Raw genomic sequence first — 22149 nt, forward strand, 5'->3', positions numbered from 1 at the left:
ACGGGCCCGCACCGGTTACCTTATGTCGCGTGCCTCCCCCGACTGCCGCTCCCCCGCGTCCCCCGCGCCCGGACACTCCCGGGCCGCCGCCCCGCCGCAGGCTGTTCCGCGCCGGCTCGGCGGCGGCGGTACTTCTCGGCCTGGTGGCTTACGCGGTGGTGCACTACGAGTCGGGCGGCGCCCGGGCACCGCACTGCACGGTGGCCGGACGGGAGGACGGCGAGCCCTACACGCTGCAGCCGCAGCAGGCGGCCAACGCCGCCACCATCGAGGCGGTGGGTTCGGCCCGGGAACTGCCGGAAAGGGCGGTGACCATAGCCATCGCCACCGCGATGCAGGAGTCCAGCCTGCGCAACATCGACTACGGCGACCGGGATTCCCTCGGGCTCTTCCAGCAACGGCCCTCCATGGGCTGGGGCTCCGAGGAGGAGATCATGGATCCTGTCTACGCCTCGGGCAAGTTCTACGATCACCTGGTGCTCGTCCCGGACTACCTGGACATGCCGCTGACCGAGGCTGCCCAGGAGGTCCAGCGCAGCGCCTTCCCGGACGAGTACGCCAAGCACGAGCCGGACGCCGCCGCTCTGGCCGCGGCGCTGACCGGACGTTCGGCGGCGGCGCTCAACTGCCATCCCGGCACTCCCCCTGCGGCCGGCGACCCGGAGGAGATCACCAGCAGGCTGAGCCGGGAGTTCGGGGAGGCGGTGGCTCCGCTCGGCGGGCCCGCCGAGGTCGTCGTGCCGGTTGCCCCGGGCAATGAGCGGCAGGGCTGGGAACTGGCGCACTGGGCGGTGGCGCACTCCGCTGAGCTGGGCATAGCGCGCATCGACCACGCGGGGATGACCTGGGAGGCGCGCCGGTCCTCGCGCGGCTGGCAGGAGACGGGCGGGGCGGATGCGGGTGATGCCCGCGGGACCTCGGCGGAACTGCGACTGACCGTCGCCCTCGCGGAGTGACGCACCGGGCCGCCGGTGGGCCGCCCCGGGCCGGGCCGGTGCCCTCCACGGACGGCACCGGGAGCCGCTACAACGGCCCAGGACATTCGTGCGGCATTTCACCCGACCGAGTGGATCCTCGGTGCTCCGGACTCCCGGGAAGTCGGTGGCCCGGCCCTCTGCGTCTCCGGGAATTCCCTGCCGGCACGGCGATGTGACGTTTCTTCAGAAGTCCTCGGAAAGCGTCGGTGAACCAGGACAACAGAAGCCGATAATGCGACGCGTTACCAAGCCTTTACCTGGCCCGGCCGCAACCTGAAGGGGCTCCACGGCGATAGGCACTGCGTCCGGACGGTCTTCCCGGCCGGACAGCACCGCATCATCCGAGTTGAGTATCTCTCCGCCGAAGGAGCAACATGTCCCACCCCCTGAAGCGCCGCATGGCCAAGGCCGCCCTCGTGCTCGCCGCCGGCGCGGCCCCCGTCGTCGGTGCTGCCGGCGCCGCCAGCGCCGCGGCACTGCCGCAGGCCACGGACCTGGGCGGGCTGAGCAACGTCGACGGCGCCCTGGTCGGCGACGTCACCGACTCCACCACCGAACTGGCGGGGGAGGCCGGAGGCGAAGCCGTCAGGACCGCCGTACCGGCGGCCGGCCGGACCGTCGGTGTCGCGGGCCGCAGCGCCACCCCGGTGGCCCAGGACACCGCCGGGAGCGCCGCGGGCGACGCCGGCACCATCCTCGGCGAAACCGCCTCGTCGGCCATGGGCAGCGGGCTGCCGAACACCGGGTCGCTGGGCGGTCTCCCCCTCGGGAGCCTGGGAATCTGAATCATCCCGGCCGGACGGGGCCCGGGAGCGTTCCCGGGCCCCGTCCGGCGGCCGGTCCGTCCGGCTCATCGCAGTCGGCGGACCGCCTCGGCGACGCGTTCGTCCGTCGCCGTGAGAGCCACCCGCACGAACCGGTCACCGGCAGGTCCGTAAAAGTCGCCGGGAGCGACCAGCACACCGTGCCGGCTCAGCTCGTCCACCGTCTCCCAGCAAGGCTCGTCCCGGGTCGCCCAGAGATAGAGCGATGCCTCGCTGTGCTCGATCCGGAAGCCCCGCGCCAGCAGCATGTCGCGCAGCGCCGTCCGGCGGGCGGCGTACCGCTCGCGCTGCTCCGCGACGTGCGTGTCGTCGCGGAGAGCCGCCACCGTGGCTGCCTGCACCGGGGCGGGCACCATCATGCCGCCGTGTTTGCGGATGTGCAGCAGCTCGCCCAGCACCGCCGCGTCACCGGCGAGGAACGCCGCCCGGTAGCCCGCCAGGTTCGACCGCTTGGACAGCGAGTGCACGGACACCAGGCCCTCGGTGCTGCCGTCACACACGTCCGGGTGCAGCACGGAGACCGGCTCCGCCTCCCAGCCCAGCTCCAGATAGCACTCGTCGCTGAACACCAGCACACGATGCTCCCTGGCCCACTCCACCGCCGCACGCAGCTCCGCCACGGAGAGCACCCGGCCGGTGGGGTTGGAGGGTGAGTTCAGCCAGAGCAGCTTCAGCCCGGCCGGGTCGAGTGCGGTGACGTCGTCGTACGTCACCGCCTCCGCCCCCGCCAGTCTCGCCCCGACCTCGTACGTCGGATAGGCCAGCCGGGGGAACGCCACCCGGTCTCCCGGGCCGAGTCCCAACTGCGTCGGCAGCCAGGCCACCAGCTCTTTGGAACCGATCACCGGCAGCACCTGGCGATGGTCCAGCCGTCCGGCTCCCAGACGTCGCCCGCACCAAGCGACCAAGGCGTCCCGCAGCTCCTCGGTGCCCCACACGGTGGGATAGCCCGGACGGTCGCTCGCTCCGGCGAGCGCCCGTTGAACGAGCGCCGGAACGGGGTCCACCGGCGTACCGACGGACAGGTCCACCATCCCCCGGGGGTGCGCCGCCGCGGCGGCCTTGTACGGCTCGAGCCGGTCCCAGGGGAAGGCCGGCAGGCGTGAGGAGACGGATGACACGTGCTGCTTCTTTCTGAGCGGTGCCGGGCCCGGGGTGGTTCGCTGAGGCCGGTCGGGGCGGGAGGGCGAACACCTGGCCCCGCACGGACACGCCGTGCGGGGCCAGGGGACGGGATGCGAGGGGCCTCAGCGGCCGGTGCTCACTCCTCGTGGCTCTGCGGGGGAAGCGCGGCCACAAGGGGGTGGTCACGCTCGATCAGCCCGAGCTTGCTGGCACCGCCGGGCGAGCCGAGCTCATCGAAGAACTCGACGTTCGCCTTGTAGTAGTCCTTCCACTCCTCCGGGGTGTCATCTTCATAGAAGATGGCCTCGACAGGGCAGACCGGCTCGCACGCTCCGCAGTCCACGCATTCGTCGGGGTGGATGTAGAGCATCCGCTCGCCCTCGTAGATGCAGTCGACGGGGCACTCCTCGATGCAGGCCTTGTCCTTAAGGTCGACACAAGGCTCCGCGATGACGTAGGTCACGCTGTCGTTCCTCCTCGTTAGGGGCGGCGGGGTTCTCCGCAGCTCCGCCGCCAGGCGCGCGGGAGCGCGGCGTCGTCGATGCTCAGGCCTAGTATCGCGGGTGCGGCACTCAGGACGCACACGAGGGGCGGATCAATACAGTGGAGTTCACCACGGGCGTACGGGCAGAAATCCGCATCAGCGCCGCTGACGTGGGTAAACGCGTGTCCGTCCGCAGTGAGACGGGCCCGGGGGCAGAACCGGCAAGATTCACCGACACAGTGGGGGTTCTCACGTCGTGGACGGACGGCGTGCTGCGGGTCACCCGGCGGAACGGCGAAGTGGTACGGCTGGCCGAGGGTGCCCTGTTCGCAGCCAAAGTGGTGCCCGCAGCTCCGGCGAGGCGGCGGGGAATTCCGGCCGGTGACGTGCGGGAACTGACCGAGGTGGCCGCACGGGGCTGGCCCGCCCCGGAGCAGGAGAGGATCGGGGACTGGATCTGCCGGGCGGCCGACGGCTGGACCCGTCGGGCCAACTCGGCCGTCCCCAGCGGCCCGGGCGAGCCGGACATCCACCGGATCACCTCCTGGTACGCGGCCCGCGGGCTCCCTGCTCAGCTGCACCTGCCGACCGGCTCCGCGGCCGGCCGGGAGCTGCTGGCCGCCGAACTGGACCGGCAGGGGTGGACGGCGACGGGTCACGCGGTGCTGCTGGTCGCCGGGCTGGCGGCGCTCGCCGACCGGGAACCGGACCACCGGGTCGTCGTGGAGCACGAACCGACCGGCACCTGGCTGCGCGGGTACCCCCGCGCGGCGGACCACCCGGAGGCCGCCCTGCGGGTGCTCCCTGCCGGACCGGATGTCTTCTTCGCCACAGTGCCGGGCCGGGGCGCCGACCCGGCGGCGGTGGGTCGCTGTGTGGTGGACGGCCGCTGGGCGGGGTTCGCCGCGATCGAGGTGGCTCCGGCGCACCGGAGGGAAGGGCTGGCCACCGCGGTCATGGCCGAACTGGCACGGGACGCGCTCGCCCGGGGCGCGTCCGCGGCCTACCTGCAGGTGGAACGGGACAACGAAGCCGCACACCGGCTGTACGAGCGGCTGGGGTTCGCGGTGCACCACCACTATCACTACCGGCATCGTCAGCGGACCGGGCCGGTCCGCTGACGATGGCGCCGGCCCGTCAGTTCGGTTCCAGGTCGATGATCCCGACCCTCTTCTCCGGCTCCGTCTCCCGGAGCGCCAGCCGCAGGGCACCGGCGACATCCTCCGGACCGACCGGCGTGCGACTGCCGTCTCCCCGGGTGACCAGCACATTGGCGAACTGGGAACCGTACAGGCTCTGCAGGACCTCCAGGTCGTAACTGTCCACCAGCTTGCCGTCCACCGGCTCCATGGACACGAACTGCTGCAGCGAGAACTCCGGGCTGAAGTCGATGGCGGCCACCCCACCCGCGGACACGGTGACGAGGCCCGACATCGCGGGTTCAGCGAACTCCTCCATCGCCCGCTCCACCTCGGCCCGGCCGATCTCCGGCTCCTGAGTGGTCACCGGAACCTCGACCAGCGGATTCTCACCGCTCTCGGCCCGCTGCCGGTAGGCGTCCTCGACGGCCTGCGCAGCGGCCTCGGCATCGACGGTGGTGCCCTCCTCGCCGTAGAAGGGGGTGGGCACCCCGCCCTCGAAGGAGATCGAGCCGTTCCTCGGCCCGGCACCGCTGTCCTCGTCCATGGCGAGGTCGGTCAGGGCCGCGCCGAGTTTCTCGCCGTCGACTGCGAACTCGGGGGCGACCTGCCGCTCCGCACCGAACAGCGACCCGATGACCGTGAGCGGGTTGTAGTCCTGCCCGCTCGCGGCCCGCACGGTTGCCTCGGTGTCGATCGTCAGGCCCGCGACGGCGGGCTTGAGCTCCAGCTCGTCGTTGCCCACGAGCAGCACGAGGGGAGCGTTGGCGGACTGGTCCAGCGCGGCGTCCAGCCTGTTGACGGCCTCCTGCACGGAAGCGCCACCGATCTCGTGGCCGAGCACCGTGGTGCCCTTGGGCACGTCGTCCTGATTGAGCACCAGGCCGGCACCGTAGGCCACCACGAACACGCCGACGACTCCGGCGCCGGCCAGCTTCAGCAAGGAGCGGCCCCGGCGCTTGACCGGGCGTTCCTCGGGGGCCGGCGGGGGCGGCGGAGCGGACTCGGCGAACGGGGGGAACGGGTCCGGCGCTCCGCCCTGCGGGGGCAGCACCGATCCGGGAACGTGCGGGACACCCCCCGTTGCGTAGGGGTCGGAGAGTGCGGGCATGGCCGCGGTCTCCTCCGGATCGGAATCCTGTCCGTACCAGGGAGGTGCGGACTCCGCGCCCGGCCCCGGCTCCGGGGAGGCGCCGGGGCCGGCGAAGTGCCCTGGCTCCGGGGAGGGAACGGCGTCCTGCATCGGAGCGCCCAGGCCCAAAGCCTGTCCGGCGAACGGGGCGGCGGGCGGGCCCGCGGGCTCCTCCTCACGGAGCGGCCGGGACGGGGGGGCGGGCGGACCGGACGCGCCGGGGGGCGGCGGGAGCAGCGGCGTCTCGCCGGTGCCCGGGCCCGTGGTGGGGCCGCTGGGCTGCCGCACGGGCAGCGGAGGCAGTCCGCCACCGGGTGGGGGTTCCTCCGCCGCGGGCCCGGCACCCGGCGGGACGTCGCCGCGGGGCGTGCCGGCCGGCGGGGTGTCACCGCCACCGGCCGGTGGCTTGCGGGGCTCGAACCAGGAGCTGATGGGCTTCTTGCCGGGTCCGCCGGACCCGGGCCCGCCGGACCCGGGCCGGGCTGCCCCGGGCCCCGAGGGGGCCTCTCCGGCCCCGGGGCCGCCCTCGGCCCGGGGCGGCGGCACGTCCGCCTTCCGGTCGGCCGGGGGCGTCGGCGAGCCTTGGACGGTCTCCCGCATGACGACCGGCGGGATGGGCCGAGAGCCCGGGATGTTGATCCGGATCCGCGTGGTCAGCGTGGTCTCGGTCTTCTTCTCCTCGGGCACCGCGGAGGTGTCCGGTCCGTCGGCGGCACCCGGAACGGTGGGCTTGCCGTACGGCTCCCACCCCCCGGCTCCGGGGGACGAACTGTCAGTTTCACGACTCAAGGCACGTTCTCCCGATTTGGCTTCACCACAGCCGGCCGGCTCACGACCGGGACCGGGCGGCGCCCCCACCATACTGGGGCCCGCCCGGTCCTCCACCTCGCCCAGGGGGATTACGGAGTCTGTTCGGCACGCCTGTGCGAGCGGGCGGCGGCTCCGTCAGCGGGACACGCCGGCCCCGGAAGGGGGTACGGCGAACATCGGCCGCTCGGTGGGGGCCAGCGTCGCACAGAGGACAGCGGTCGTCATGCCGCCGAGGAGAAAGAGGTAACTCCCTGCCCCTGCGGCGAAGATGAAGTCACCCTGCGGCCGGGAGGCGGTCAGCACGAGCACCGTCAGGGCCCAGCCGGCGGCCGGAACCGCCGCCCCCGCACGCGTGCGGGCCAGCAGGGCGCCTCCCCAGAACAGTCCGGCAGCCCCGGCGAGCGCCAGGAGCAGACCGAGCGGGAACCAGCCCGCCTGCACCAGCGAACCCGCCGCGCCGACCATGATTCCCAGCACACCCAGCGCGGCGTAACCGGCGAGCCGCCCGGCGGTCATCGGGTCCGCCCCCCGCCGGTGGACTCGGCCGTACCGGAGGTTCCCGCCCTGCCGGTGGCACCGGGAAGGCCCGCGAAGACATCGTCCGCCCCGGGAGGGAAGGGTTCCCCTGCGGCGAGTTGGTAGTACTCGGTGGACCACAGGGGCTGGACCAGGGCGTTGGACAGGGCGAACGCCGGCTCCCCCGCCCGGTCCTCCACGTCGATCTGCGTCGCATGGGCACGCATCGCGGCCGCCTTGGCAGCCAGTTCCCGGGGTTTGCCCGTCACAGCGAGAGCAACCTGACCGTCCGGCCCGACCCCGGACAGGTCCCCGATGCCGGCCACTCCCGCGAACCTCCCCGGCCCCACGGCCCGCAGCCGCTCGAGCGCGGCCCCGGCCGCGGAGCGGGGCAGGCAGTTCCACAGGATGCGGGTGACACGGTGGGCTTCGGGGCCGGGGCCGGCCGCGATCTCGGCCGCCCGCATCGCCACCCGGTGCGCCTGGATGTGGTCCGGGTGACCGTAACCGCCGTCCGGGCCGTAAGTGATCATCACCTGGGGCGTCGTCTCCCGGATGATCCCGGCCAGCAGACCGGCCGCCTCGTCGACGTCCGCCTGCCAGAAGGCCTCCGGCCGGTCGTTGCCGCCGGCCCCCATCATCCCGGAATCCCGCCACCGGCCCCGGCCGCCGAGAAACCGGTGGTCCCGGACGCCCAGCGCCCTCATCGCGGCGGCCAGCTCACCGGCACGGTGCGGACCGAGCCGGTCGTCCCGGTCCGGGGCGAGGGACGCCAACTCCCGGGGGATGACCTCGCCCTCCTCACCCAGCGTGCAGGTGACCAGCGTCACGTGGTCGCCCGCGGCCGCGGAACGGGCCATGGTGACGCCGTTGCCGATCGATTCGTCATCGGGGTGCGCGTGCACCAGCAGGAGACTTCGGACCGCTGATCTCATGCGTGCGAGCCTACGCCGGTGCCCGGAGGACGCCGCTCAGAGGCTCAGGTTGCTGATCATGCCTGCCACGCTGGAGGTCACATCGCTGATCGTCGGCGCCAGGTTCGAGCTGGCCAGGTAGAAACCGAGCAGGACACAGACGAGCGCGTGCACAGCCTTCAGCCCGGACTTCTTGACCAGCAAGAAGACAACGATCGCCAGCAGCAGCACCGCGGATACGGAGAGGGCCACGGCGGTTTACCTCCAGGGGCACGTGCGGATGAGGGTGGGGTCGGCGGCGGATGCGTCCGAGAACTACCGGTGTCATACCCACCACGCGTCACGGATCATAACCACCCAGGCCACAGCATGTGTCGGTGCATCGATGCAGATGCGGGGCGCACGCCCGCGGCGCACCGCGGAAGCCGCGCTCAGCCATGTGTCACGTGCGGTTTCTCCTCGGCGAAGTGGCAGGCCGAGGGGTGTTTCACCGGCCCCGTCGCGTACCTGAAGGTCTCCGGGACGAGCAGCGGCGGCTCCTCCCGGGCACACTTGTCCTGCGCCTTCCAGCAGCGGGTCCGGAAGGGACAGCCGGACGGGGGATCGGCCGGGGAGGGCACGTCGCCGGTCAGGATGATGCGCTCGCGCTTTTCCCGGCTCTCCGGATCGGGCACCGGCACCGCGGACAGCAGTGCCTGGGTGTAGGGATGGGTCGGATGGTCGTAGATCTCGGTGTCCGTGCCGATCTCCATGATCTTTCCGAGATACATGACCGCCACCCGGTCGGAGATGTGCCGCACCACGGACAGGTCGTGGGCGATGAAGACATAGGACAGCCCGAACTCGTCCTGAAGCCGCTCCATCAGGTTGATGACCTGGGCCTGCACCGAGACGTCGAGCGCGGAGACCGGCTCGTCGGCCACGATGATCTCGGGCTGGAGTGCCAAGCCGCGGGCGATGCCGATGCGCTGACGCTGGCCGCCGGAGAACTGGTGCGGATACCGGTTGATGTACTCGGGGTTGAGCCCCACCACGTCCAGCAGCTCCCGTACCCGGCGGCGCCGGTCACCTTTGGGAACCGCCTCGGGGTGGATCTCGTACGGCTCACCGATGATGTCACCCACCGTCATCCGGGGGTTCAGCGAGGTGTACGGGTCCTGGAACACCATCTGGATGTTTCGGCGCACCGCCTTCAGCGCCCTCCCCGACAACCGGGTGAGGTCCTCCCCCTTGTGGAGGACCGCCCCGGAGGTCGGCTGCTCCAGGTTCATCAGCAGCTTGGCCACGGTCGACTTTCCGCAGCCGGACTCACCGACGATGCCCAGCGTCTCGCCCCGGTACAGCCGGAAGGAGACCCCGTCGACCGCCCGCACGCTGCCGACCTGCCGCCGGAACACCACACCCCGGGTGAGCGGAAAGTGCTTCACCAGCTTCCTGACGTCGAGCAGTACCGCGCCGTCCCCGGCCGGCCCGGCACCCGCAGGTGTGTGCGGCTCACCCATCGAGCGTCTCCCTCCAGAAATGGCAGGCGCTGGTCCGGCCCTCCCCGGCCCCGTAGCGCGGCGGACGGTCGGTGACACAGATGTCCTGGGCCCTCGGACAGCGCGGGTGAAAGGGACAGCCGGGCGGAATGCTGAGGAGATTGGGCGGGAGTCCCTTGATGGCGTAGAGCTCCTTGCCCTTGTCGTCCAGCCGCGGAATCGACTCCAGCAGCCCTTTCGTGTAGGGATGCGCCGGCCGTTTGTACAACTCGTGCACCGGGGCTGTCTCCACAATGCGCCCCGCGTACATCACCGCGATCCTGTCCGCCACATCCGCCACCACCCCCAGGTCATGCGTGATCAGGATCAGACCCATGCGGTATTCCCGCTGCAATTCCGCCAGCAGCTCCATCACCTGCGCCTGCACCGTCACATCCAGCGCCGTCGTCGGCTCGTCCGCAATGATGAGATCCGGTTCCAGCGCCAGCGCCATCGCAATCATGATCCGCTGCCGCATACCCCCCGAGAACTGATGCGGATAGTCATTCACCCGCGCCCGCGCAGCCGGAATCCGCACCCGCTCCATCAACTCCACCGCCCGCGCCTTCGCCTCCTTCCGCGACGCACCCCGATGCACCCGGAACATTTCCCCCAGCTGAAATCCCACCGACAGCACCGGGTTCAACGCCGACAAGGCGTCCTGGAAAATCATCGCCATCCGTTCCCCACGGACGGCCCGCCGCTGTTCCCGGCCGAGGGTCAGCAGATCCCTGCCACGGAACAGGACCTCTCCCCGGGGAATGTGGCCGGGGGGCGTGTCGAGGATGCCCATGATGGCCTGAGCGGCCACCGACTTGCCCGATCCCGACTCCCCCAGCACGGCCAGCGTCTCGCCCGCGTCCACCGTGCAGTCCACACCGTTGACGGCGCTCACGACGCCGTCCCGGGTGCGGAAGGTGACGTGCAGGCCCCGCACGTCCAGCAGCGGACCGTCCCAGGTGCCGGTCCGGGGAGTTCTGATCGCCTCGGTCATGTGCGGCTCCCTCAGCGCAGCTTGGGATCGAGGGCGTCGCGGACCGCGTCGCCGAGCATGATGAAGGCCAGCACGCAGATGCTCAGTGCGGCGGCCGGGTAGAGCAGGATGTGTGGGGCGTTGCGGAACTGCATGCCGTCGGAGGCCGTCGAGATGTCCACGCCCCAGGAGACGGTCGGCGGCTGGAGCCCGACGCCCAGGAAGCTCAGGGTGGCCTCCAGCGCGATGAAGGTGCCGAGCATGATGGTGGCCATGACGATGACCGGCGCGATGGCGTTGGGCAGGATGTGCCGCAGCAGCAGCCGGGCGTTGCCCGCGCCCAGCGCGCGGGCGGCCTCCACGTAGTCGTGCCGCTTGGCCGTGATCACCGCGCCGCGGGCGATGCGGGCGATCTGTGGCCAGCCGAGCACCGCGATCACCAGGACCACCGGCCAGATGCCGGAGAGGGTGATCATGCTCAGGAAGACGATCGCCCCGAGGATCAGCGGGATGGCGAAGAAGATGTCGGTGGCCCGGGAGAGCAGCGAATCCCAGAACCCGCCGAAGAATCCGGCCAGGCCGCCCACCACGGTGCCCAGCAGGGCGACTCCCAGAGTCGCGCAGACCCCGACCGCGATCGAGGCGCGGGCCCCGTGCACGGTGCGCGCGTAGACGTCGCAGCCCTGGGTGTCGAAGCCGAACCAGTGACCGGAGGACGGCCCGTCGAGCGACCGGCCGAGCCGGCAGGTGAGCGGGTCCTGGGCCGTGATCAGCCCGGGCCACAACGCGATGAGAATCAGGAAGAGGATCAGGACGGAGGAGACGAGGAAGACCGGGTTGCGCCGCAGGTCGTGCCAGGCGTCCGAGGTGAGGCTGCGGGCCGCCCCGGGGTCGGGGGCGGAGTCGCCGCCGGCGGCGGCCCGGGCAGCCGCGTCCTCCTGGGCTTCCAGGGGCGGGTCCCGGTGCGGGTCAGGCATAGCGGATCCTCGGGTCGAGCACGGCGTAGAGAAGATCGACGAGCAGATTGGCCAACAGGAAGATCAGCACCAGGACCGTGACGAATCCGACCACCGTGGGCGAGTTCTGCCGCAGGATGCCCTGGTAGAGCTGGTAACCGACCCCCTGGATGTTGAAGATCCGTTCGGTGACGATGGCGCCGGCCATCAGAATGCCGATGTCGGCTCCCAGGTAGGTGACCACCGGGATCAGGGAATTGCGCAGCAGGTGGCGCGTGGTCACCCGGGAACGGGAGAGTCCTTTGGCCACCGCGGTACGGATGTAGTCGGCGCGGGCGTTCTCCGCGATCGAGGTCCGGGTGAGCCGGGTGACGTAGGCCAGCGAGACCAGGGCCAGGATCAGGCCCGGCACGATCAGCTCGGAGAAGCGGGCCTCGGGGCTCACCGCGGGGTTCATCCAGCCCAGCTCGACGCCGAGGAAGAACTGCGCAGTGGTGCCGAGGACGAACGTGGGGATCGCGATCACGATCAGTGTCATCAGCAGCACCGAGGTGTCGATGCTTTTCCCGCGGCGGAGTCCGGAGACGACGCCGAGCACCAGTCCGAAGGCCATCTCGAAGGCGAGTGCGATCAACATGAGCCGGAAGCTGATCGGGAACGCCGCGCCCATCAGCTCGATGACGGGCCGGCCGTCGAAGGCGGTGCCGAAGTCACCGGTGAAGATGTTGCCCAGGTACAGCAGGTACTGCTGCCACACCGGCCGGTCGAGATGGAACTGCTCACGCAGTACCCGGGCGGTGGCCGGGTCCGGTGCCCGGTCGCCGAACAGCCCGGCGACCGGGTCGCCGAGGGCGTACACCATGACGAAGATCAGAAAAGTCGCCCCGAGGAAGACCGGGATCATCTGGAGCAGGCGCCTGGCGACGTAACGCCCCACGGGGCCTCCTTGCGGATGCGAGGGTCGGTCACCGGGGCCGCCACCGCCCACCGGTGCGCGGTGGCGGCCCCGGACGGGAGGCCGGTCAGTCGACCGTGATCTCCGTGTAGACCGGCACGGAGAAGGGGTTGAGCTGCACGTTGCTGACGTTCTCCGAGTAGCCCGCGGTGCCGTTCTGGTACCAGAGCGGAATGGACGGCATGTCCCGGATCAGGACCTCCTGCGCCTCCTGGAACGTGTCGATGGCCTCGTCCGGATCCTCCGCCGCGTTCGCCTCGTTGACGAGCCGGTCGAACTCCTCGCTGGTGTACTCGGAGTCGTTGGAGGAGGCATCGGTGTAGTAGAGGGGCTGCAGGAAGTTCTGGATGAGCGGGTAGTCCATCTGCCAGCCGGTACGGAACATCCCGGTCATCTCACGGTCGGTGATCTGGTTGCGGTAGTCCGCGAAGGTGGGGACGGGGTTGACGGTGCAGGCTCCGGTGTCCCCCAGCACGTTGTTGATGCTGTTGCAGGCCGCGTCCATCCACTGCCGGTGGGAGCCGGTGTCGACGTTGGAGCTGAGAGTGACCTCGCCGCCGGGCAGGCCGCCGCCCTCTTCGATGAGCTCCCGGGCCCGGTCCGGGTCGTACTCGCAGAACTCCCCGCACAGCCCCTCCTGGTAGCCGCCGGCTTCCTGCAGCACGGGGGAGGTGTAGTCGGTCGCGGGCGTGCGGGTGCCGAAGAAGATCCGTTCGGTGATCTCCTCCCGGTTGATGGCCATCGACAGACCCTGTCTGACCCGGGCCATGTCCTCCCCCTGCCAGGCCTCGTCGTACAGCGGGAAGGAGATGGTCTGGATGATGCCTGCCGGCTCATTGATGTAGCGGTCGCCGAGATCGTCCTCGGCGTTGATGAGCTGGGAGGCGGGAATGTCGTCGACGATGTCCAGGTTGCCGGCCTGCAGGTCGGTGTAGGCGGTGTTGTTGTCGGTGTACACCCGCAGCTCGACGCCGTCGTTCTGCGCCTCGTCGTCGCCCGCGTAGTCCTCGTACCTGACGAGGTTCATGCTCTGGCTCCTGGAATAGGAGTCGATCATGTAGGGGCCGTTGCCGATCGGCTGCTCCAGCCAGGCGTCGTGGTCGTCGAAGAACGCCTGGGGCAGAGGGGCGTAGGCGTTGTAGCCGAGGGTCTCCGGCCACAACGAGAAGGGCTCACTCAGGGTGACGTCGAAGGTGCGGTCGTCGATGATCTCCAGACCGGACATGGAGTCCGCGGTCGGGCTGTCGCCCTCATCACCGGGGTGGACATTCTCGTAGCCCTCGATGAACTGGAAGAAGTAGCTGTTGACCTGTGTGTTCTCGATGTTGGCGCCGTAGTTCCAGGCGTCCACGAAGGAGTGCGAGGTGACGGGGGTGCCGTCCTGGAAGGTCCATCCCTCCTCGATGGTCACGGTGAACGTCTGCTGGTCCTCGGTCTCGATCGACTCGGCGACGGCATCCTCGGCCTCACCGGTGTCCGGGTTGTACCGCTTCAGCCCCCGGAAGATCATGTCCAGGACCTTGCCGCCCTGCACTTCGTTGGTGTTCGCCGGCTCCAGCGGATTCTGCGGATCACCCCACGAGGCGCGGACGATCTCGTTGCCGTCGGCGGCCGTAGCGGCCCCGACGCCTCCCGTGTCGTCGTCTCCCCCTCCGCAGGCGGTGGCGGCCAGGGCGATGGCCGTCGCGGTGGCGACGACCCGGGTCAGGCGCGTGCCTGCACGCATCAGATCCTCCTCGGCTCCGATAAGTCAGCTACCGGACCCATAAGAGAGGTTTTGTCACCTCTCACACCCCGAATCGCCCACCTGGCACACCAACTGTTACCGAGAACCCCTCGGATGCCGGAGCGCTCTACCGGCGGACAGGACTGCCGGGCTACCGTCTTCCTCATGTCCAGGCGAGTGAGAACCGGTGCCTTGACCTGGGGCGGTGCGCTGCTCCTGGCCGTCGCGCCCCTGACCGGCTGCACCACGGACGGGGCGCCCCGGGAGACCGGCCCCACGACCGCGACGGCCGATCCCCACGCCGTCGAGCCCCCGCGCATCCCCTCGGCACAGGGCTTGCCGGGGGAAGTCCAGCGGCTGCTCCTCGCCGACGAGCGCCATGGCTTCGCTCAGCTCCTGGCCTGTTCCGAGGCTCCGGAGGAAGGCTGCCGCTCGCACCTCCTTGCCCTGGAGGACGGGGCGGACTGGGAGCTGCGGGACCTTCCACCGGAGCTCGCCGGGGAGGACACCGGCGTCACCCGGCTGCTCGTCGCCGGCCCCGGCCGGGCCCGGCTGGAGACCGATGCCGGGTACCTCGGCGCGCACGAGGGGGAGGAGGAACTCACCGCTTGGAAGACGTTCGACGGCGCCCGCAGCTGGGAGCCGGCCGGCACCGGAACGCCCGGCACCCTCGAGGAGATCCCCGCCGCCGCCCCGCTGCACACGCTGAGCGTCCCCGGCACCACCGCTCCCGGGGGCGGTGACGGCACCGGAGAGGCCGAGGAGCCGGAACGGCTCGCCGCGCTCGATCCGGAGACCGGTGAGTTCGGCGTGCTGGCCGAGCAGCCGCCGCTGCGGAACATGACCCCCGTGGCCGGAACGCTGCCGGACGGCTCACACGCGGTCAGCGGGCTCGATCCGGAGACCGCACAGCCCGCGGTCGCCGTCAGTGCGGACCGGGGCCGCAACTGGCGGACGAGCAGGCTGCCCGGCCCGCAACCGGGTGATCCGGAGTACGCCCCCGTCTTCCACGCGCTGACGGTCGGCCCCGATGTGCTGTACGCGACCGTGACCGGTGGCCCCGACGCACACGGGACGGTCCTCGGGATCCACCGCAGCACGGACCTCGGAGACACCTGGGAGCGCACCTGGGACCCGTCGTCCGGGCCCGGTCCGGCCACTGTCCTCGGCCAGCCGGTGGCGGCCGGGGACGGCAGCCTCACGGTGCACGCCCAGGACGGCATTCACCGGAGCGAGGACGGCGGCCGCACCTTCACCGAGGTCCGGGAGGGCCCGCCCCCCGAATTCGTCGTCCGCACCCCGGCCGGCCATCTGGCGCAGAGCCTGGAGCACCAGGGTCACTACCGCATCTCGGCCGACGGATACACCTGGCACACCATCATCCTGACGGGCGAGTGAGGCCCCGAAAAGCCGCACGGCTGAGCGCGCGAAGAGGCCCGCCCCGCGGCAGTGCGGAACGGGCCTCTTTCCCGCCCCCGGCGGCTCCCGGCCGGGGAACGGGTCAGCTGTGCTTGGCGCGGGAGGCCGCGCGGCCACGCTGCTTCTGGTCCAGCACGACCTTGCGGATGCGGACATCGGTCGGGGTGACCTCGACGCACTCGTCCTCGCGGCAGAACTCCAGCGACTGCTCGAGGGAGAGCTTGCGCGGCGGCACCAGATTCTCGGTGGTGTCCGAGGAGGCCGCCCGCATGTTGGTGAGCTTCTTCTCCTTGGTGATGTTCACATCCATGTCGTCGGAGCGGGAATTCTCTCCGATGATCATGCCTTCGTAGACCTCCTGGCCGGGCTCGACGAAGATCGTGCCACGCTCCTGGAGGTTCATCATCGCGAACGGGGTGGCGGTTCCGGCCCGGTCCGCGACCAGGGATCCGCTGTTGCGGGTGCGCAGCTCACCGGCCCACGGCTCGTGGCCCTCGAAGATGCTGTGCGCGATGCCCGTTCCGCGGGTGTCTGTCAGGAACTCGGTCCGGAAGCCGATCAGCCCGCGCGAGGGCACCAGGAACTCCATGCGGACCCAGCCGGATCCGTGATTGGTCATCGTCTCCATCCGGCCCTTGCGGCCGGCCATGAGCTGGGTGATCGCTCCCAGGTGCTCCTCGGGGGCGTCGATGGTCATCCGCTCGATCGGCTCGTGCACCTTGCCGTCGATCTCCCGGGTGACGACCTCGGGCTTGCCCACGGTCAGCTCGAAGCCCTCCCTGCGCATCTGCTCCACCAGGATGGCCAGCGCCAGCTCCCCCCGGCCCTGCACCTCCCAGGCGTCGGGGCGCTCGGTCGGCAGCACCCGCAGCGAGACGTTGCCGACCAGTTCGCGCTCCAGCCGGTCCTTCACCAGCCGGGCGGTGACCTTGTTGCCCTTGGCGCCGCGGCCGACGAGCGGCGAGGTGTTGGCCCCGATGGTCATCGAGATGGCCGGCTCGTCCACCTGGATGAGCGGGAGCGCGACGGGGTTCTCCGGATCGGCGAGGGTCTCACCGATCATGATGTCCGGGATGCCGGCGACCGCGCAGATGTCACCCGGCCCCGCCACCTCGGCGGGCTTGCGGGTCAGCGCGTCCGTCATCATCAGCTCGCTGACCCGTACGTTCTGCACGGTGCCGTCCCGGCGCATCCAGGTGACGGACTGGCCCTTCCGGAGGTGGCCGTTCTTGATCCGGCAGAGCGCGATGCGGCCGAGGAAGTTGTCCGCGTCGAGGTTCGTCACGTGCGCCTGGAGCGGCGCGCCGTCCTCGTACACCGGCGCCGGCACCGTCTCGAGCAGCGTGGTGAAGAAGGGCTCCAGGCTGTCGCTGTCGGCAGGTACCGTGCCGTCCTCGGGCGCGGTCAGCGAGGCGACGCCGTCCCGGGCGCAGGCGTAGACGATCGGGAACTCGATCTGCTCCTCGTCCGCGTCGAGATCGAGGAAGAGGTCGTAGGTCTCGTCGACGACCGCGGCGATCCGGGAGTCGGACCGGTCGGTCTTGTTGATGCACAGGATGACGGGCAGCCGGGCCATCAGAGCCTTGCGGAGGACGAAGCGGGTCTGCGGCAGCGGGCCCTCGGAGGCGTCGACGAGAAGGACCACGGCGTCGACCATGGACAGCCCGCGTTCGACCTCGCCACCGAAGTCGGCGTGCCCCGGGGTGTCGATGATGTTGATGACGACCGAGTCGGCGCTGCCCTTGGGGTGGTACTTGACAGCGGTGTTCTTCGCGAGAATGGTGATGCCCTTCTCGCGCTCGAGGTCGCCGGTGTCCATGACCCGGTCATCGACGTGCTGATGGGCTGCGAAGGCCCCTGCCTGCTTGAGCATGGCGTCGACCAGCGTCGTCTTGCCGTGGTCGACATGGGCGACGATAGCGACATTACGAATGTCGTGGCGCGTGGGCATGCGGCGGTGCTTCTCCCGGATAAATGGACGAGTGGCCCGGCAGACTCATGCACCGGCCTCGTACAACATCGTACGGGGCCGGTGCCGCCGCAGGGTAAACCGCGTGGTAGCAGCCACCGCGCCCGAAGGGCAGGCCCCCTGTTCCACGCTCCCGAGCCCCTTTGCGGCGGTGCTGCCGCGAGGGAGTGAGTGACATACCTCACCGGCGAGCCTGAGGAATTCCACGGACCGTGCCCCGTCCACGCCGCTCGCGGGCTTCGCTCCCGGGGGGCGTCACGCCTACGGGGGAATTCCATGGAGATGTCGCTCGATCCCTTCCCAACACGGTGTGGTTCACGTCACACTCGATGCGTCCGGTGATCCACGGCCACCGAAGGCGGGAGTCCATGTCTCTGCAGGATGAACTGCGTTCCGCCCAACGCTGTCTCGACGACCTGAGCCGCTGTGTCACGCGGCTGGAGCAGGAGGCGGGCAGCTGCCTGGAGATGCGCCGGGTCCGGAGCGACGCCGACCATCTACGGGAAAGCCTGTCGCTGCTGTCCGCCGCCGCGCCTCCGTCCCGTTCCGGAGCCGGGCCGGAGATGATCACGGTCTCGGACACGCCGTACGACAGCAGGCTGTGGGCCGATGCCGACGACGAGGGCCTGGGAGTCTGCGACCGCCACGCGCCCTAGGCGTCGCCGGTGTGCACACCGCCCGCAGGCCCTCGCTCAGCTCACCCACCGGAGAGACATCCTTGGCCACCGAAACCGCATCCGGCCCGACGCCGCCACCCGGTGGCGGCATCACCGGCCCCGGCCGGGCGGCGATCACGGCGAAGCACCTGCGCGTCGACCGCTGGTGGCTCGCGCCCACCGTCACGGTCCTGGTGCTGGCCGCCTTCATCGTCTACGCCACCTGGCGGGCTTTCAGCAACGCCCACTACTACGCGGCACCGTACGTGTCGCCGTTCTACTCCCCCTGCCTCGCGTCCAGCTGCCCGGACATGCAGGCCGGGCCGAACTATCCGCTTTTCGGCGACTGGTGGACGCTGTCCCCCGCGCTCATCTTCCTGGCCCTGCCGCTCGGGTTCCGAGTGACCTGCTACTACTACCGCAAGGCCTACTACCGCGCCTTCTGGGCCTCGCCGCCGTCCTGCGCGGTCGCCGAACCGCACCGCACCTACACGGGTGAGAGCCGCTTCCCGCTCATCTTCCAGAACATCCACCGGTACTTCTTCTATCCCGCCTTCGCCATCGCGGTGATCCTCACCTACGACGCCGTGCTCGGCTTCCGCAACGCGGACTACGAGTGGGGCCACATGGGCCTGGGGACGTTCATCATGCTGGCGAACATCCTGCTCGTCTGGGGCTACACCCTCTCCTGCCATTCGTGCCGGCACATCATGGGCGGCCGGCTGAAGAGCTTCTCCCGCCATCCCGTGCGGTACCGGCTGTGGAGCTGGATCAGCAGGCTGAACGGCCGGCACATGGAGCTGGCCTGGGCCTCGCTGATCAGCCTGGCGGTCGCGGATCTGTACGTCTATCTGCTGGCGACCGGCGCGTTCACCGACCCGATGCTGTTCTGACCTTCCGGCCGCCGGAGAAGGAGAAGCGCAAGCGATGAGCACAGTGGAGCGACAGCAGTGGGACGTGGTGATCGTGGGGGCCGGCGGCGCTGGGCTGCGGGCCGCGATCGAGGCCCGGGAGCAGGGCAGCCGGGTCGCGGTGATCTGCAAGTCGCTGTTCGGCAAGGCCCACACGGTGATGGCCGAGGGCGGCATCGCGGCCAGCATGGGCAACGCGAACGAGAAGGACCGCTGGCAGGTGCACTTCCGCGACACCATGCGGGGCGGGAAGTTCCTCAACCAGTGGCGGATGGCCGAGCTGCACGCCCAGGAGGCGCCCGACCGGGTGTGGGAGCTCGAGACCTGGGGCGCGCTGTTCGACCGCACGCCCGACGGCCGGATCTCCCAGCGGAACTTCGGCGGACACGAGTACCCACGGCTCGCGCACGTGGGGGACCGCACCGGTCTGGAGCTCATCCGCACCCTCCAGCAGAAGACCGTCGCCCTCCAGCAGCAGGATCAGCGCGAGCTGGGCGACCCCGAGGCCGGCCTCAAGATCTTTCAGGAATGCACGGTCACCCGTGTCCTGCAGGACGAGCAGGGCCGGGTGGCGGGCGTCTTCGCCTATGAGCGTGAGGCCGGGCGGTTCTTCGTCCTCGAGGCCCCCGCCGTGGTGCTGGCCACCGGCGGGGTCGGCAAGTCCTTCAAGGTGACCTCGAACTCCTGGGAGTACACCGGGGACGGCCACGCCCTGGCGCTGCTGGCGGGGGCCCCGCTGGTGAACATGGAGTTCGTGCAGTTCCATCCGACCGGCATGGTCTGGCCCCCCTCGGTGAAGGGCATTCTGGTCACCGAGTCGGTGCGCGGTGACGGCGGGGTCCTCCTCAACAGCGAGGGCCGACGCTTCATGTTCGACTACATTCCCGAGGTCTTCCGGACGCAGTACGCCGAGAACGAGGCGGAGGCCGACGGCTGGTACGAGGACCCGGCCGGGCACCGCAGGCCGCCGGAGCTACTGCCCCGGGACGAGGTGGCGCGGGCCATCAACTCCGAGGTGAAGGCAGGCCGCGGCACCGCCAACGGCGGGGTGTTCCTCGACGTGTCCAAGAGGCTCCCCGCCGAAGACATCAGACGCAAACTCCCCTCCATGTACCACCAGTTCAAGGAGCTGGCGGACGTGGACATCACCGCTGAGGCCATGGAGGTGGGACCGACCTGCCATTACGTGATGGGCGGGGTCGATGTCGACCCGGACACCGCGGCGGCCACCGGCGTCCCCGGCCTCTTCGCCGCGGGCGAGGTGGCCGGCGGCATGCACGGCTCCAACCGCCTGGGCGGGAACTCCCTCTCCGACCTGCTGGTCTTCGGCCGGCGGGCCGGGCTCCACGCCTCCCGGTACGCGAGGTCACCTGACGGCGGCCCACGGCCCGCAATCGGGGACACCGACATCGCGGAGGCCGCCGCCGAGGCTGTGCGGCCCTTCTCCGGCAGCGGAGGGTCCGGCGCCACCGAGAACCCGTACACGGTGCACCAGGAGCTCCAGCAGGCCATGAACGACCTGGTCGGGATCATCCGCCGGGAGCCGGAGATGCAACAGGCGCTGGAGCGGCTCGCGGAGCTCACGGTCCGGGCGGCGGAAGCCGGAGTGGAGGGCCACCGCCAGTACAACCCCGGCTGGCACCTGGCCCTCGACCTGCGCAACATGCTGCTCGTCAGCGAGTGCATCGCACGGGCCGCCCTGGAGCGCACCGAGTCGCGCGGCGGTCACACCCGGGAGGACCACCCCGCGATGGACCGCGCCTGGCGGCGTGTCAATCTGCTCTGCTCGCTGCGCGAGGACGGCGCGGACGGCGGCAGGATCGCGCTGGTCCGCCGGGAGCTGCCGGCCATGCGGCCCGACCTGCTGGAGCTGTTCGAAAAGGACGAGCTGGCAAAGTACCTGACCGATGAGGAGCTGACGACGGAGTGAGCGACGCAGCCGAGACCGCCGGGCCGCAGACCGACGCGCCGACGGACGACACCACGCCCGGCGCCGCCGGCTACGAGGGCCGCTTCCGGGTCTGGCGCGGCGACCACACGTCCGGCGGCCTGGAGGACTTCCGGGTGCCGGTCAACGAGGGCGAGGTCGTCCTCGACATCATTCACCGGCTGCAGGCGACGCAGGCCCAGGACCTCGCGGTGCGCTGGAACTGCAAGGCCGGCAAGTGCGGCTCCTGCAGCGCGGAGATCAATGGACGCCCCCGGCTGCTGTGCATGACCCGGATGTCGCAGTTCACCCCCGGGGAGACCATCACGGTCACTCCGCTGCGGGCGTTCTCCGTGATCAAGGACCTGGTCACAGACGTCAGCTACAACTACACCAAGGCCCGGGAGGTGGCGCCCTTCACTCCGCCGAAGGACCTCGGCCCCGGCGAGTACCGGATGCAGCAGCAGGACGTGGAGCGGTCACAGGAGTTCCGCAAGTGCATCGAGTGCTTCCTGTGCCAGGACGTCTGCCACGTGATCCGGGACCACGAGGAGAACAAGGAGGCCTTCTCCGGCCCGCGCTTCCTGATGCGGGTGGCGGAGCTGGACATGCACCCGCTGGACGCTGCGGAGGAGCAGGGGGTGGACCGCAAACAGGCCGCCCAGCGCGACCACGGCCTCGGGTACTGCAACATCACCAAGTGCTGTACCGAGGTGTGCCCGGAGAACATCAGGATCACTGACAACGCGCTGATCCCGATGAAGGAGCGGGTGGTGGACCGCCGCTACGACCCGCTGGTCTGGCTGGGCAACAAGATCCGGCGGCGCGGAGCGGAGTGAGTGCGGCCGGGCACCGGCCTGCGCGGCGCCCGCAACGCCGGAGAGCCGAACGGCCGGAAAGCCCCCCTTCCGGTAGCCCTGCGTCACACCCGATCGCCACAGACACGTGCGCTGCCCGGGGTGCTGCGTTACAGTCCGGCATATGCGGACCGGGGGGTGAGTAATGAAGGACAGCAGCCTGCTGCCCTGGCAGGTGATCCGGCAGGACGAGAACGGCGGTCGTTACCGGATAGGCCACTGCGCCACCCGCGCTGAGGCCCAGCGCCTCATCCGGCGGCTCGAGATGGGCGCCGGCGCACGCCCCGCGGGTTCGCGGTGGCGCTATCTGGTGGAGCGTGTCGGGCAAGGAGAAAGCGCTCGCCGCTGACCCCAGGCAC

At 70.5% G+C, this 22149-nt stretch carries 21 protein-coding genes; 9 read left to right on the forward strand and 12 right to left on the reverse strand.

The features are described 5' to 3' along the window. The first annotated feature begins 29 nt into the window (after nucleotides 1-29). Together PJ985_RS04830 and PJ985_RS04835 are read left to right on the forward strand one after the other, a co-directional pair. Nucleotides 30-956 carry a hypothetical protein gene (locus PJ985_RS04830; protein WP_443033410.1) on the forward strand — a complete coding sequence of 309 codons (927 nt, stop codon included), beginning with the start codon at nucleotides 30-32 and terminating at the stop codon, nucleotides 954-956. A gap of 395 nt (nucleotides 957-1351) precedes the next feature. Continuing rightward, nucleotides 1352-1762, forward strand: a complete 411-nt coding sequence (locus PJ985_RS04835; protein ID WP_271682263.1) for an ATP-binding protein — start codon at nucleotides 1352-1354, stop codon at nucleotides 1760-1762. A gap of 65 nt (nucleotides 1763-1827) precedes the next feature. Here PJ985_RS04835 and dapC read toward each other — a convergent pair whose 3' ends face one another. Both dapC and fdxA read right to left on the reverse strand, forming a co-directional pair. After that, a complete protein-coding gene (gene dapC, locus PJ985_RS04840; protein ID WP_271682264.1) occupies nucleotides 1828-2922 on the reverse strand; it encodes a succinyldiaminopimelate transaminase in 1095 nt (364 codons plus the stop codon). Between the two features lie 140 nt (nucleotides 2923-3062). Then, nucleotides 3063-3389: a ferredoxin gene (gene fdxA / locus PJ985_RS04845; RefSeq protein ID WP_271682265.1), complete on the reverse strand. Its 327-nt coding sequence runs from the start codon at nucleotides 3387-3389 to the stop codon at nucleotides 3063-3065. Nucleotides 3390-3529: 140 nt separating this feature from the next. Between fdxA and PJ985_RS04850 the strand changes: the two genes are divergently transcribed. Beyond that, a complete protein-coding gene (locus PJ985_RS04850) occupies nucleotides 3530-4531 on the forward strand; it encodes a GNAT family N-acetyltransferase (RefSeq protein ID WP_271682266.1) in 1002 nt (333 codons plus the stop codon). A gap of 16 nt (nucleotides 4532-4547) precedes the next feature. On the opposite strand, the gene PJ985_RS04855 is transcribed toward PJ985_RS04850, so the two are convergent. The 9 genes from PJ985_RS04855 to PJ985_RS04895 all read right to left on the reverse strand — a co-directional run bounded on the left by PJ985_RS04855 (nucleotide 4548) and on the right by PJ985_RS04895 (nucleotide 14051). Next, complete coding sequence (locus tag PJ985_RS04855; protein ID WP_271682267.1) at nucleotides 4548-6470, reverse strand: hypothetical protein; 1923 nt, start codon at nucleotides 6468-6470, stop codon at nucleotides 4548-4550. A gap of 156 nt (nucleotides 6471-6626) precedes the next feature. Further along, the gene (locus tag PJ985_RS04860; RefSeq protein ID WP_271682268.1) at nucleotides 6627-7007 is read right to left on the reverse strand and encodes a DUF6113 family protein; all 381 of its coding nucleotides are present in this window, start codon (nucleotides 7005-7007) and stop codon (nucleotides 6627-6629) included. Further along, on the reverse strand, nucleotides 7004-7942 hold the full coding sequence (gene mshB / locus PJ985_RS04865; protein ID WP_271682269.1) for an N-acetyl-1-D-myo-inositol-2-amino-2-deoxy-alpha-D-glucopyranoside deacetylase: 939 nt from the start codon (nucleotides 7940-7942) through the stop codon (nucleotides 7004-7006). The genes PJ985_RS04860 and mshB overlap by 4 nt, the downstream gene beginning before the upstream one ends. Before the next feature lie 36 nt (nucleotides 7943-7978). After that, nucleotides 7979-8173 carry a hypothetical protein gene (locus PJ985_RS04870; RefSeq protein ID WP_271682270.1) on the reverse strand — a complete coding sequence of 65 codons (195 nt, stop codon included), beginning with the start codon at nucleotides 8171-8173 and terminating at the stop codon, nucleotides 7979-7981. Nucleotides 8174-8352: 179 nt separating this feature from the next. Continuing rightward, nucleotides 8353-9423, reverse strand: coding sequence for an ABC transporter ATP-binding protein (locus PJ985_RS04875; protein ID WP_271682271.1), 1071 nt, complete (start codon nucleotides 9421-9423; stop codon nucleotides 8353-8355). Further along, nucleotides 9416-10435, reverse strand: coding sequence for an ABC transporter ATP-binding protein (locus PJ985_RS04880; RefSeq protein WP_271682272.1), 1020 nt, complete (start codon nucleotides 10433-10435; stop codon nucleotides 9416-9418). The genes PJ985_RS04875 and PJ985_RS04880 overlap by 8 nt, the downstream gene beginning before the upstream one ends. Nucleotides 10436-10446: 11 nt before the next feature. Next, on the reverse strand, nucleotides 10447-11391 hold the full coding sequence (locus PJ985_RS04885; protein ID WP_271682273.1) for an ABC transporter permease: 945 nt from the start codon (nucleotides 11389-11391) through the stop codon (nucleotides 10447-10449). Further along, the gene (locus PJ985_RS04890; protein WP_271682274.1) at nucleotides 11384-12307 is read right to left on the reverse strand and encodes an ABC transporter permease; all 924 of its coding nucleotides are present in this window, start codon (nucleotides 12305-12307) and stop codon (nucleotides 11384-11386) included. The genes PJ985_RS04885 and PJ985_RS04890 overlap by 8 nt, the downstream gene beginning before the upstream one ends. Nucleotides 12308-12392: 85 nt before the next feature. After that, nucleotides 12393-14051, reverse strand: a complete 1659-nt coding sequence (locus tag PJ985_RS04895; protein WP_271682275.1) for a peptide ABC transporter substrate-binding protein — start codon at nucleotides 14049-14051, stop codon at nucleotides 12393-12395. 165 nt (nucleotides 14052-14216) lie between these two features. Between PJ985_RS04895 and PJ985_RS04900 the strand changes: the two genes are divergently transcribed. Beyond that, on the forward strand, nucleotides 14217-15449 hold the full coding sequence (locus tag PJ985_RS04900; protein WP_271682276.1) for a WD40/YVTN/BNR-like repeat-containing protein: 1233 nt from the start codon (nucleotides 14217-14219) through the stop codon (nucleotides 15447-15449). 103 nt (nucleotides 15450-15552) lie between these two features. On the opposite strand, the gene typA is transcribed toward PJ985_RS04900, so the two are convergent. Next, entirely contained in the window at nucleotides 15553-17421 is a 1869-nt protein-coding gene (typA, locus tag PJ985_RS04905) for a translational GTPase TypA (RefSeq protein WP_271682277.1), read from the reverse strand. A 386-nt stretch (nucleotides 17422-17807) separates the two neighbouring features. Here typA and PJ985_RS04910 point away from each other — a divergent pair, with 386 nt between their 5' ends. The 5 genes from PJ985_RS04910 (at nucleotide 17808) to PJ985_RS04930 (ending at nucleotide 22139) form a co-directional block, all read left to right on the forward strand. Continuing rightward, a complete protein-coding gene (locus PJ985_RS04910) occupies nucleotides 17808-18095 on the forward strand; it encodes a hypothetical protein (RefSeq protein WP_271682278.1) in 288 nt (95 codons plus the stop codon). 62 nt (nucleotides 18096-18157) lie between these two features. Next, nucleotides 18158-18988 (forward strand): hypothetical protein, encoded by an 831-nt coding sequence (locus PJ985_RS04915; RefSeq protein WP_271682279.1) that lies wholly within the window; start codon nucleotides 18158-18160, stop codon nucleotides 18986-18988. Nucleotides 18989-19022: 34 nt separating this feature from the next. After that, a complete protein-coding gene (locus tag PJ985_RS04920; RefSeq protein ID WP_271682280.1) occupies nucleotides 19023-20936 on the forward strand; it encodes a fumarate reductase/succinate dehydrogenase flavoprotein subunit in 1914 nt (637 codons plus the stop codon). After that, nucleotides 20933-21772, forward strand: coding sequence for a succinate dehydrogenase/fumarate reductase iron-sulfur subunit (locus PJ985_RS04925; RefSeq protein WP_271682281.1), 840 nt, complete (start codon nucleotides 20933-20935; stop codon nucleotides 21770-21772). The genes PJ985_RS04920 and PJ985_RS04925 overlap by 4 nt, the downstream gene beginning before the upstream one ends. A 163-nt stretch (nucleotides 21773-21935) precedes the next feature. Next, nucleotides 21936-22139 carry an SPOR domain-containing protein gene (locus PJ985_RS04930; protein ID WP_271682282.1) on the forward strand — a complete coding sequence of 68 codons (204 nt, stop codon included), beginning with the start codon at nucleotides 21936-21938 and terminating at the stop codon, nucleotides 22137-22139. Nucleotides 22140-22149 lie beyond the last annotated feature (10 nt).

Origin of the sequence: Streptomyces sp. ACA25 (assembly GCF_028200735.1) — a bacterium.
In the GTDB taxonomy this organism is placed as follows: domain Bacteria; phylum Actinomycetota; class Actinomycetes; order Streptomycetales; family Streptomycetaceae; genus Streptomyces.

Coding starts and splice junctions, on each gene's coding strand:
- typA (WP_271682277.1), bottom strand. CDS start 17,421: ATGCCCACGCGCCACGACATTCGTAATGTCGCTATCGTCGCCCATGTC.
- PJ985_RS04900 (WP_271682276.1), top strand. CDS start 14,217: ATGTCCAGGCGAGTGAGAACCGGTGCCTTGACCTGGGGCGGTGCGCTG.
- PJ985_RS04930 (WP_271682282.1), top strand. CDS start 21,936: ATGAAGGACAGCAGCCTGCTGCCCTGGCAGGTGATCCGGCAGGACGAG.
- PJ985_RS04880 (WP_271682272.1), bottom strand. CDS start 10,435: ATGACCGAGGCGATCAGAACTCCCCGGACCGGCACCTGGGACGGTCCG.
- PJ985_RS04910 (WP_271682278.1), top strand. CDS start 17,808: ATGTCTCTGCAGGATGAACTGCGTTCCGCCCAACGCTGTCTCGACGAC.
- PJ985_RS04875 (WP_271682271.1), bottom strand. CDS start 9,423: ATGGGTGAGCCGCACACACCTGCGGGTGCCGGGCCGGCCGGGGACGGC.
- mshB (WP_271682269.1), bottom strand. CDS start 7,942: ATGAGATCAGCGGTCCGAAGTCTCCTGCTGGTGCACGCGCACCCCGAT.
- PJ985_RS04920 (WP_271682280.1), top strand. CDS start 19,023: ATGAGCACAGTGGAGCGACAGCAGTGGGACGTGGTGATCGTGGGGGCC.
- PJ985_RS04835 (WP_271682263.1), top strand. CDS start 1,352: ATGTCCCACCCCCTGAAGCGCCGCATGGCCAAGGCCGCCCTCGTGCTC.
- PJ985_RS04895 (WP_271682275.1), bottom strand. CDS start 14,051: ATGCGTGCAGGCACGCGCCTGACCCGGGTCGTCGCCACCGCGACGGCC.
- PJ985_RS04860 (WP_271682268.1), bottom strand. CDS start 7,007: ATGACCGCCGGGCGGCTCGCCGGTTACGCCGCGCTGGGTGTGCTGGGA.
- PJ985_RS04885 (WP_271682273.1), bottom strand. CDS start 11,391: ATGCCTGACCCGCACCGGGACCCGCCCCTGGAAGCCCAGGAGGACGCG.